This window comes from Mycobacterium nebraskense (assembly GCF_002102255.1).
GTDB classification, from domain to species: domain Bacteria; phylum Actinomycetota; class Actinomycetes; order Mycobacteriales; family Mycobacteriaceae; genus Mycobacterium; species Mycobacterium nebraskense.
Genome location: NZ_LQPH01000068.1, coordinates 1 through 9835 on the forward strand (window position 1 = coordinate 1; position 9835 = coordinate 9835).

The 9835-nt window shown below is 63.7% G+C and carries 9 protein-coding genes and 3 pseudogenes; 5 read left to right on the plus strand and 7 right to left on the minus strand.

Annotation, left to right across the window (positions count from 1 at the left end; all coding sequences use genetic code 11):
• Positions 1–1278: 1278 nt before the first annotated feature.
• A pseudogene (locus AWC17_RS07630) lies at positions 1279–1781 on the minus strand (recombinase family protein).
• Positions 1782–1884: 103 nt separating this feature from the next.
• Complete coding sequence (locus AWC17_RS07635) at positions 1885–2772, minus strand: universal stress protein (RefSeq protein WP_046186383.1); 888 nt, start codon at positions 2770–2772, stop codon at positions 1885–1887.
• Positions 2773–3037: 265 nt separating this feature from the next.
• Here AWC17_RS07635 and AWC17_RS34140 point away from each other — a divergent pair.
• The 3 genes and pseudogenes from AWC17_RS34140 to AWC17_RS32585 all read left to right on the plus strand — a co-directional run.
• Positions 3038–3547 (plus strand): annotated as a pseudogene (locus tag AWC17_RS34140) (transposase); the annotation flags it as partial.
• Between the two features lie 309 nt (positions 3548–3856).
• Positions 3857–4039 (plus strand): hypothetical protein, encoded by a 183-nt coding sequence (locus tag AWC17_RS34145; protein WP_082123182.1) that lies wholly within the window; start codon positions 3857–3859, stop codon positions 4037–4039.
• Positions 4040–4256: 217 nt separating this feature from the next.
• Positions 4257–4400, plus strand: coding sequence for a hypothetical protein (locus AWC17_RS32585; protein WP_156174203.1), 144 nt, complete (start codon positions 4257–4259; stop codon positions 4398–4400).
• 971 nt (positions 4401–5371) lie between these two features.
• Here the strand turns inward: AWC17_RS32585 and AWC17_RS32590 are convergent.
• From AWC17_RS32590 to AWC17_RS33810, 5 genes are all read right to left on the minus strand, one after another.
• Positions 5372–5530: a hypothetical protein gene (locus AWC17_RS32590; protein ID WP_156174204.1), complete on the minus strand. Its 159-nt coding sequence runs from the start codon at positions 5528–5530 to the stop codon at positions 5372–5374.
• A gap of 271 nt (positions 5531–5801) precedes the next feature.
• On the minus strand, positions 5802–6212 hold the full coding sequence (locus AWC17_RS07650) for a hypothetical protein (protein WP_046186759.1): 411 nt from the start codon (positions 6210–6212) through the stop codon (positions 5802–5804).
• 364 nt (positions 6213–6576) lie between these two features.
• The gene (locus tag AWC17_RS33385; protein WP_231588689.1) at positions 6577–6750 is read right to left on the minus strand and encodes a hypothetical protein; all 174 of its coding nucleotides are present in this window, start codon (positions 6748–6750) and stop codon (positions 6577–6579) included.
• Positions 6674–6910 carry a class I SAM-dependent methyltransferase gene (locus AWC17_RS33805; RefSeq protein ID WP_264056371.1) on the minus strand — a complete coding sequence of 79 codons (237 nt, stop codon included), beginning with the start codon at positions 6908–6910 and terminating at the stop codon, positions 6674–6676. Before AWC17_RS33805 ends, AWC17_RS33385 begins: the two co-directional genes overlap by 77 nt.
• Positions 6829–7230, minus strand: coding sequence for a class I SAM-dependent methyltransferase (locus AWC17_RS33810; protein ID WP_264056370.1), 402 nt, complete (start codon positions 7228–7230; stop codon positions 6829–6831). Before AWC17_RS33810 ends, AWC17_RS33805 begins: the two co-directional genes overlap by 82 nt.
• Before the next feature lie 342 nt (positions 7231–7572).
• On the opposite strand from AWC17_RS33810, the gene AWC17_RS07660 reads away from it, so the two are divergent.
• A complete protein-coding gene (locus AWC17_RS07660) occupies positions 7573–8184 on the plus strand; it encodes an ATP-binding cassette domain-containing protein (protein WP_372517416.1) in 612 nt (203 codons plus the stop codon).
• A pseudogene (locus AWC17_RS33980) lies at positions 8181–9707 on the plus strand (ABC transporter permease). The gene AWC17_RS07660 and the pseudogene AWC17_RS33980 overlap by 4 nt, the downstream one beginning before the upstream one ends.
• Positions 9708–9835: the final 128 nt, after the last annotated feature.

Consider the following 9835-nt stretch of genomic DNA (forward strand, 5'->3'; position numbering starts at 1 on the left):
CCACCGCATAGGATCATCAACGCAAGCGAGCGGAACCTATGTCAGACCACTTTTACACCGCTCCTGGGACGCCACCGCAGGGTCGGCATGAGCGGTCAAACCCGCCGCTCCCGGAGGGCCCAGCAGCGCGACGATCAGTACAACGCAGGCAGCCAATAGTGATAGCACTCGTCGGGGCGAGTGGCCATGGGCGGTTGTCAATTCTGTACCTCCCACTGAGTAGAAGCGCCATTGCGTAGTGGCGAGCGAAACGGGCGAATGCCAATAGCTGGTCAGGGCCTAGCAGTTCGCATGAGGAATACAACCACCGGGTGCACTGGGAACTTCGTGACCGTATGAAGGTGAGGGCGCTGTCGTTGTAGTCGTGCTGTTTACCGACTTACTGACGCCACCGCCGCATCCGACCCAAACACGAGTATGAGGGCACCGCCGAACAGCGCGATCGGCGTCCGAGCTTCAGATTTCATCAGTTCCTTCATTTATCATCGTGGGAGAAGCACTGACCTTTATGATCACGGGCAATACCCCTACGGGGTAATGACTTAAGTCCCCTATGTGTACCGGGGGGCAAACAGGCATCCACTCGCTGCGGGATCCACAAGACAGCAGCGGAAATCGACGCGGCCAAACAAGCAACCGCCGACTGCGGCGGCACGATTAGGGGTTGTCGCCCGCCACGACGGGCGCCGGCAATCGCCGGCCGCGGCACGAGCACCATGACCGGGCTTGCGCCAAAGCGTCGACCACGCCTCGTATTCCCCGAACATCGCGCGCGATACGTCACAGTTACGAATTGGCCTGTGGCGCATGCGCGCATCTAAGACGGGATCAGTCCTGGTCCTGGTGTCCGCCGCCACTCGATCTCATCCACGGCGGCTGCTGGGTGCCTGACATGACTGGCTTCCTAGGCGAATTAGTCGGCCGCAACACGGAAATACCAACAGATCCCCGAGGACGACGTTATGGATGTGGGGGTCGGCGTAGCAACGGAACGAATCTGGTTGTTTTCGTGATCGTGCTCTGGGTCGGACGGGTTCTAAGTAGGGTGGGCGTCACGGCGGCCCTACCAGATTTCTTTTGTGCGAGTGCGAGTTTGGGTCCGGAGCGCCCGTGCGATGATGTCGGACGCGCTCAGCCACTCCTGGACGCTGACCGGGCAGCAGTACCGCGCCCGTCGGCCGTCCCGGACGTGCGGATCACCACGCCGTCGCGGAGCGGGTAACCGCGACAGGTCAAGTCGTGGAAGATCGCGCCCGTTGGGCCACGCGACGAGATGGGTCATGTGTGGCTCCTCGGAGCCGCGCCAGCGCGTCCGCCGGCGTGGGTGACGGCGCGGTGAATGGTGGAGCGGGTAACCGGAACAGCTCCTCGAGCTCGCCTATGGTGTGCGCACCTGCGCGGTAGAGCTCGACCAGGTGGGCTTCTTGTCGTGGGCTGAGCTTGGGCTGCTTGCCGCGCAGCCGGCCCTTGGCCCGGGCGACCGCCATCCCCTCTCGGGTGCGGGCGCGAGCAAGATTGGCCTTGAATTCGGCAATCATCGACGGAGTCGTAAACAGCAGACAGCCGATCGGGTCTGTCGGGTCGTGCAGCGAGCCATCGATGTTAAGACGCACGCGGCCGGCGGTGAGTCCGTCGACGATGTCGCGAGCGTCAGGGACGGAGCGAGCGAGCCGGTCGAGCTTGGTCACCACCAAGGTGTCGCCTCGGCGGCAGGCCGCGAGAGCTTCGCGCAGGCCCGGGCGGTCGCGGTTGGTACCGGTCAGGCCGTGGTCGACATAGATAGGTTTCGGGTCGACGCCCGAATATGCTCACCCACGCTGCACCTTCCAGATCTTCTGTAATGCAACAAAGTTCGCGGCGCATGGCCGGGGAATCCGTTGGGCGCTACTGGCTGCGGGCGACGATCACCGGTGTGCGGGCCGCATGTGCCACTGCGGTGCTGACCGACCCGAGGAGCATTCCGGCGAAACCGCCACGGCCATGACTGCCGACGACGACAAGCTGGGCCAACTCGGAGCGCTCCAGAAGGTGCGTGGCCGGCCGGTCGTACACCACGATACGGGTGACGCTGACGTCCGGGTAGCGTTCCCGCCAGCCTGCCAAGCGCTCGGCCAGGGTTTCCTCAGCCGCCGATCGCAGGGCCCCCTCCTCCATGCTCGGGTTATGAGCTACATCGGCGTCGCTCCAGGCGTATAGGACCACCAATCTCGTGCCCCGCAACGATGCTTCTTCGAACGCGATCGCGGTGGCCAGCTCCGAGGCCGGCGATCCATCGCTGCCTAGCAGCACCGCCGTATGCATGGCCCGCGACTGCTTGGAAGCCTCGGGGTGGATCACGGCGACGGGACAGTGGGCATGATGGACCAGCCCGGTGCTGACCGATCCCAGCAACACACTGCGAACCGCACCCAGCCCGCGAGCGCCGACCACCACCATGTGCGCGTCTCTAGACATATCGACCAAGGTCGGCACGGGCGCGGAAAAGAACAATTGGCCCTCGATTTCAGCCGGGCCGCCGTCCGTGATGGTGTCTTCGGCGACCTTGACCGCATCGTCGATGATGGCCCGCGCATCGACTTCCTGCCGTTGCCGCAACTCCGCGGGCATGGGCGCAGCGGGCCGCGGCAGGGCCGGTGTGGCTAACGCGTGCACAAGCGTGAGCCGAAGTTTGCGCATTGCCGCCTCAGAGGCAGCCCACCGCACGGCCGCGTCGGAAGCAGCTGACCCGTCGACACCGACCACGACGCCGAAATGCTGTTGCCCACCGGCCATTTAGCTGTCCCTTCTTCCAGACCGAGTCCCGCACACAACGCGAAGCCCGCTATTCCGCCTTCGACACTAGACGCTAGAAGCGAGACCTGTCGTCGGTCAGGCAGCATTGGTCCCTAGCGCAGGTGGCCTCACGGCCTTTACGGTCAGAATTCGCAGGCACGGGCGGCACAACCGCCGCTCAACGCGGCGTCGGCGGGAGGTGGGGCGGAATCGGGCGCTGCGAATCTGAGGATCTGGTCTGAGGTTGTCCCAGTCTTCGTGGAAGATGTTTCAGGCCGAGGTCACCGGGATCGCCGGACCGAAGGGCAAACACGACCCGGAGCGGGCCGCGGCGCGCCACGGCAGCAAGAAGGGCTCGGTAACCCTTGGTGGGCAGCGTGTTTCGGTGACCCGGGCGCGAGCGCGCAGCCTGGATGGGCATGAGGTGCCGCTGGCCAGCTACGCCCATTTTGCTTCCGAGGACCTGATGGCGCAGATAGTGATCGAGCGGATGCTGGCTGGGGTGGCCACCCGCCGGCATGCCCGCACCGGCGAGCAGATCGCCGGTGCTGACAAGTCGACGTCGAAGTCCGCGATATTGCGCCGATTCGTCCGCCAGATCGAGACCGCGCTGGCCGAGCTGATGGCCTGCGACCTTTCCGGTGAGGACATCAAGGTGCTCATGCTCGACGGGGAGCGCATGGCTAAGCGCTGCGTGGTGGTTGCCCTGGCGATCAGTGCCGACGGCACCAAAAGACCGGTCGGGCTCTGGGATGGCTCTACGGAGAACAAGACCGGCCCGAAGGGCAGGCACGATGAGGCGCGGACTGCGGTGCGGCGCGGGCGTGGGTCGGTGAGCCTGGGTGGAAGGCGAGTGCCAGTGACCCGCCCGCGGGTGCGGGCCGCCGACGGGTCCGGGGAGTTGGCGATTGCGTCGTATGCGTTGTTCACGTCGACCGAGGCGCTGGGCAAGATGGCGATGGAGAAGATGCTCGCCGCGCTCTCGACGCGCCGGTATCCGGTCAGTCTGGACTAGGTCGGCGAGTGGGTCGCCGAAAAGTCCTCTGCGACAAGCAAGTCGACGGCCTCCCGCTGCTTCGTCGCGATGACCGAAACCGCCCTAGCCGAGCTGCTCGCCGCGGGTCTGTCCGGGCTGCATCTGGTCGCATTCATGATCGACGGGGTGCATTTCGCCGAATCCTGCTGCGTCGTGGCGCTGGGCATCGACATCGAGGGCAACAAATATCCGTTGGCGCTGGTAGAGCACTCGACCACAACCACCCGCTGATCGGCCAAGCATGCTGCCATTATTACGACGACGGTCGACCGGCACCATTATTATGGCGACGGTCCTATACGACTACCCGACAGCCGTGCGCGGTCAGGGGTGCGGCAAAGGGGGCGGCGTAGGGTGCGGCGACACGATTATGCCCGTGGGGGGTGCTCCCGCTCCGTCGCCACCACCGGGAGCCGCAAAGTCCGTGGTGGACTGACCGGGACCGGCTGTGGCGGGGGGCGCCGGCGCCACGCTGGAGGTAGGCGTCGCAATCGGTGTGCTCGTGCTGCTTGCCAATTCGCTAACACCGAATCCGACCGCCGAAATCAGCATTGTTGCACCGCCGAACAGCGTGATCGCCGTTTTTGTTTGAGATTTCATCAGACTTTCCGTTCTTGGCCGTGTTGTCCTCACAACTCCCAATGTAGCGTGCCGATACCCCCACAGGGTAGGTACTTAGGTCCCGCGCGTGTAGGGCAACCAGGCCTCTAAGTGGCGGTGGGATTTGCGACGTCGGCCGCGACGCGTCACCGCCTGATCGTGCGGCAAGTTCACAAACAACCAGATTCGCTCCGTTGCTAAACCGACCCCAGGTACAGATGCGATTGAGCGCCAATGCAGCGTCCCGAGTCGAGTCCGTTGACCCTGGAAAAATTTGCGCGGCAACTACCACGTGTTATGCAGAATTACGCGTGGCTCATGACGCCGAACATGACCTGATCCGCGCCGTGCCCAAACTGCCCACCGCACAGGCGTAGTGCCGTTGTGGGCCATGGGCTTTGGCGAAGATGGCCCACGCGACGTAGAGCGAGGTTGGATCACCTGGCGCACATCAATTGTCGCGAATTTGCCTGGCACCAGGTGATCGCGCCGAAATGGGAGTGCGCGGCTGGTTGTCTATTAGCCGCCGGATACGTGGTAATGACGATTACCCATGACGCGCTACGAAAGACGCTGGCGGCCAGCATAATTACCCATCGGCCATCGCGTTGAAGACACTCTCTTCAGCACGAAGAAGTGAGACGTCATCGAGACGCGGAACCTGCGAAATGAACCCGGGACAGCTCCTTAGCAAGCCGACAACCGTCCGAAGTCTCTCGAACGCCTAATGCTCGGCTTGCCCGATCTTTGTCGACCGTCGCGCCGTTATGTGTCTGCGCTACCCTGTAATTCGTCACGATGACGTATTGGGCTCGAGGAGGCTGGTGGCCCACGCACAACAGGTGTGGCCGAGGGTCGACGGGCGCCGAGCATGACTGTCAATGCCGCCACCTCGTCGAACCTGCTCGAATCTACCAATCATCTGGGGGTGCAATAACTTTCATCTGATGCAACTAGCATTCTTTAACTGTCGTTGACAAAGGTTATGTCATGCAGTTCACCGGCCGCATCGCGAGTAAACCCATAGGGGACGCTGTGGGGGGCGCCGCAAATTTCAAAATGCTCCACCATGAAACTGAAGTTGCGGACACTCTCACGCCCGTCCATCGCTTCGGTGCGCACGCCGGCATGACGATCAAGATCTGGACAACTATGCGGTTCTAGGATCCGCCACGAAGATGGGAAAAATCGTCCTCGGTGCCCGCGCTGCTTCGCCCGCTGGCGCCGCCGCGCCCGCGGCCCCTCTCGCGCGGCCGCCGCGGCCGCCAACGGGGCGGAATCCGGCTCCAGCTGTCTCGCATGATGCCAGCGCTATTGTTTTTAGACTTTGTGATGCGTTTCGATGTACCTCATCGCGTCATCGAAGGACGATGGCGTGACGTTCGCCTTTGATTTAGTGTGCTACCACGGCCGCGAAAGTCGCCACAATCCACACTGCCGCGAACGCTGAGAGCAGCCAGCGAAACGCGGAACGCAGTACGAAGTTGACCACGGCCATGACTCCGATCGACACGGCTCCTGTGACGGCTAGCACCGCCACCACCGACCAATGGGGGTGATGCAGGCCTGTGGCTGCTAGGTAAACGGTGAGCGTTCCGGTGCTCACGGCATAGCCGCCAAGGACGATGAACACAAGCCGCAGCCATCGGCGCAGCTGCGGTACCGCCATGTCGATGTCGACGGCGCTGCGCTTTAGATAACGGAGGTCTTCCGGCAGGAGGGAGGGCCGAGCCAACATGAAGAACGTGCCGAGGCCGATGAGGATCACCCCACCAGCTCCAAAGAGCCACGCCGCCGCCGTCATGACCGCCCCGGTTCCGAGTTTGGTTGTGTGGCTTCGACGACAGGTGTCACCGAAGTGGATGGTGCCCGAAGGACATTTAACGCCAAGTCAAAACCGTCCCACGCTCCCGATTCGCGCTTCACTGGTGCGCGGCATGCAGGTGAATGTCGCCCTATCCAACGTTGTTGGATAGGGCGGTGGCGGCCACCGTCGCGTACACATGACGCAGAGTCTTTCACGTGAGGGCTGCAATGGGTCCGCTGCGCAGCTTCGGTCGCTGGGAACCGTTTCCAACCCTCGCCCATTGCACGCCGCTGACCACGAGAACGACCGTGTGAGTCATTGACTGGGACACCCACCGAGCCTCACGGGTGCGATGCAGCCATTAGACGGCACTCGTGACGTTCTGGGCGACAACGCGTTCGACCAATCCGAGCTTGAACCGTTCGGCCCGCTCGACGGTGAATGCTCGCCGGCGGACGTTAGTGAGCGGACGACGCAAGAAGTGCTCCCCGCCGATCGGTACGGTGACCACCTCGAGCGGCACGCTCAACATCACGCGCCACTCGTGATGAACTGGCGACGTGATCGACCAAGATCAATCTCCCGCTCGGTCGTCGCACCCGAGCAATCTCGTCTAGCGCTGAACCAATGTCGGGAATTGCACATAGCCCAAACGTGCAGACGACGGTGTCGAAGCTGGCGTCATCGAACGGCAGCGCATCCGCGTCTCCCGCCGCAGGTCGGCGTCACGGCGCAGCGCCCGTGCCCGCTCACGGGCGATCGCCCACATCTCCTCGCTGAGATCGATTCCCGTTAGCCGCACATCGTCGGGATACCTATCCAGGTTCAGGCCCGTGCCGATCGCCACCTCCAGCACGTCACAGCTAGCCTGCGAGCAAGCCCAGCTACGTGAATCCCCAAATACGATGCTGGCGAAGAACCTCATCTCGCGGTCATGGGAGCCGGACTTGTTGTCCCAGTACCGGTGCCATCGTTCGACATTGCTCGGGCTTTGGCCACCGTGACCCCCGATCATCTACTGACCCTTTGGGCAGATAGTAGATATCCAGTCAATCGCGGGGGCGTGCGGTCGGCTGTGCAGATGACTTTGGTCCCGAATGCAACAGCCGTTGTCCCCTTGGCGGTAGGCGCCTGTGAGTCACACCATCCCATGTGTGTTCGCGGTGCTGACGATTCGACGTCAACATGTCGTTGGTGGACGTTCGTTGTCGCCGTGGCTAATCGGCGTAGTCACTGTCGGCGACAGTAGGGGGACAAGATGGTGGACACCGCAGCGGCGCGTGAGCCTCGAATAGTCGGCTCCTCCGTCACGCCGGTATTGACGGCCGAGGGCATCGAGAAGTCTTTCCGACGCGGTATGTGGCCGTTTGGGCATCGCCAGCAGGTCCTGCGCGGCGTCGATCTGGCACTGCTGCCCGGCGAGGTCGTCGGGGTGGCGGGGGAGAACGGCTCGGGCAAGTCAACGATCATGAAGATCCTGGTGGGTGAGCTGGCCGCCGACACCGGCACGGTGACTCGCTCGGGGGTGGTGGGGTATTGCCCACAGCAGCCGGTGGTCTACGAGCGACTCACCTGCGATGAGCATATCGAGCTATTCGCCCGTGCGTATCGGATGACCCACGAGGCGGAGCGGCGTGCACGGCGAGACCTCTATGGAGCCTTAGGTTTTCAACGTTATGCTGGTACCCGGGCCGATCGGCTCTCCGGCGGAACGCTGGCCAAGCTCAACCTGACCCTGGCGATGCTGGCCGACCCGCAGGTGCTGCTACTGGATGAGCCGTACGCTGGGTTCGACTGGGACACCTACCTGAAGTTTTGGGACCTCGTTGGCCGTCGACGCGACGATGGGCGCTCGGTGCTGATCATCAGTCATTTCGTGGCCGACGAACAGCGCTTCGACCGCGTCGTCAGGCTGTGCGAGGGGCGGCTATGCGACGGACAGTGCGACGGGCAGGCTGATCGGCGATGACGACCGCGGCCCACGAGCAGTGGCGCCCGGCGCTTCTACTGACCCGCAGTTTCATCACCGACTACGTGCGCAATCCGGTGAACCTGATTATGCTGATCATCGTCCCGCTGGTGTTTGTGCTGGTTGCTGCCGGTTCGATCGCCGATGCGATGGAGCTGTTGCGGGGTCGGCCGGGTCTTTCGACCCAAACCGCGACGGCGGGCTGGGCCGCCGGATTCTTGTCGGGGCTGGCGATGTATTTCCAGATCTGCCAGGCGCGAGCCGCCGACAAGCGAATGCTGCTGGCCGGGTTGCCCCCACGGCGGCTGCTGGCCGGGTTGCCCCCACGGCGGCTGCTGGCCGCCCGGGCGGGAACCGGCCTGCTGATGGCCGTGCTGGTGTCGGCGGTAGCGTTGGTCGCCTTGACGGTGCGTACCGGTATCGACCACCCCGGCCGAGTGATCATCGGCACCTTGATGTTTGCACTGATCTATCTGGCGATTGGCGCGCTGGTCGGGGTCGCGGTCAGCAACCCCGTCAACGGCGCGGTGGTGATCTTGTTGATCTAGATGATCGACGTGTTCGTCGGACCGGCAGGCAGCGGCGGCGATTACGTATTCACCCGCTGGTTCCCGACGCATTTCGTTACCTTGTGGATGGTCGGCACACCGTCACACCATGCGGGACGGCTCGGCGATCTCGGACTCGCATTCGTGTGGATGCTCGGTGCGCTTGTGGTGGCCGGGGCGGTGGTCGCGGCGGGTTCACGCACGGCGCGGCGGCCTCACCGCTCGGCCGGTCAACTCCTGACCGCGTTGCGGTTCGGGCTAGTTGACCTGCGCCGCAACGCGGTGCTGCTGGTGCTGCTGGTGCTTGTGCCTGTGACCTTTGTGCTGCTGGCCAAGGCGACCACCCCGGGACGCCAGCTCCTGGTTGCGGTCACCGAAAATGGTGTCACATCCAATCAGCCGTTCTGGTTCCCGGAGATCCACGCCGGAGCGATGGCACCGATCGGCATCGGCGCCCTGGCCGCACTGGTGGGCATGTTCGTCGTAGTCGACACTGCCGGCGGCGATTGGCGCCTGCGACTATCCGGCTATCGCACCACAGTGGTGCTGGCGGCGCGCCTCGGAGTGGTCGCGACCGCGGCCATCGTCATCACGGCCGCCACCATGGCCGTCACCGCCACCGTCTTCGAAGCCAAGCAGTGGCCCGCATACATCGCCGCCAACCTGCTGGTGGCGGCCACCTACGCCCTCGTTGGTGTCGTCATCGGGCCGCTGTTGGGCAAGGTGGCCGGAGTGTTCGTTGCCTTCTTGATCCCGTTCCTCGACTTGGGCATCATCCAAAGCCCCATGCTGCGTCCCGAACCTCAACAGTTGGCGCGCTTCCTGCCCGGATACGGCGTCACCCGAGTACTTTTCGGCACCGGCCTGACCGCCGGCTTCGACGAGAGCGGGCCACTACTCATCGGCCTCGGCTGGCTCGCCGGGCTGCTGATCCTCGCCACAATGGTGCTCGCCCGCGGCGGCGAGTCGACATGACGCCGCACACCGAACAACCATTGGCGACCGCCCCTCGACGTTCGCTTCGCGACCTGATATGGGAGAAGTTTTGTCAAGCGGGCAGGGTGAAGCGGTGGCCACAACCGTCGTCGTGGCCACCGCTTCGT

What these genes read in the sequence shown, in the direction of transcription:
- AWC17_RS07635 (WP_046186383.1), bottom strand. Translation starts at nt 2,772, where the DNA reads ATGGCCGGTGGGCAACAGCATTTCGGCGTCGTGGTCGGTGTCGACGGG.
- AWC17_RS34145 (WP_082123182.1), top strand. Translation starts at nt 3,857, where the DNA reads ATGACCGAAACCGCCCTAGCCGAGCTGCTCGCCGCGGGTCTGTCCGGG.
- AWC17_RS07650 (WP_046186759.1), bottom strand. Translation starts at nt 6,212, where the DNA reads ATGACGGCGGCGGCGTGGCTCTTTGGAGCTGGTGGGGTGATCCTCATC.
- AWC17_RS33810 (WP_264056370.1), bottom strand. Translation starts at nt 7,230, where the DNA reads ATGATCGGGGGTCACGGTGGCCAAAGCCCGAGCAATGTCGAACGATGG.
- AWC17_RS07660 (WP_372517416.1), top strand. Translation starts at nt 7,573, where the DNA reads ATGTGGCCGTTTGGGCATCGCCAGCAGGTCCTGCGCGGCGTCGATCTG.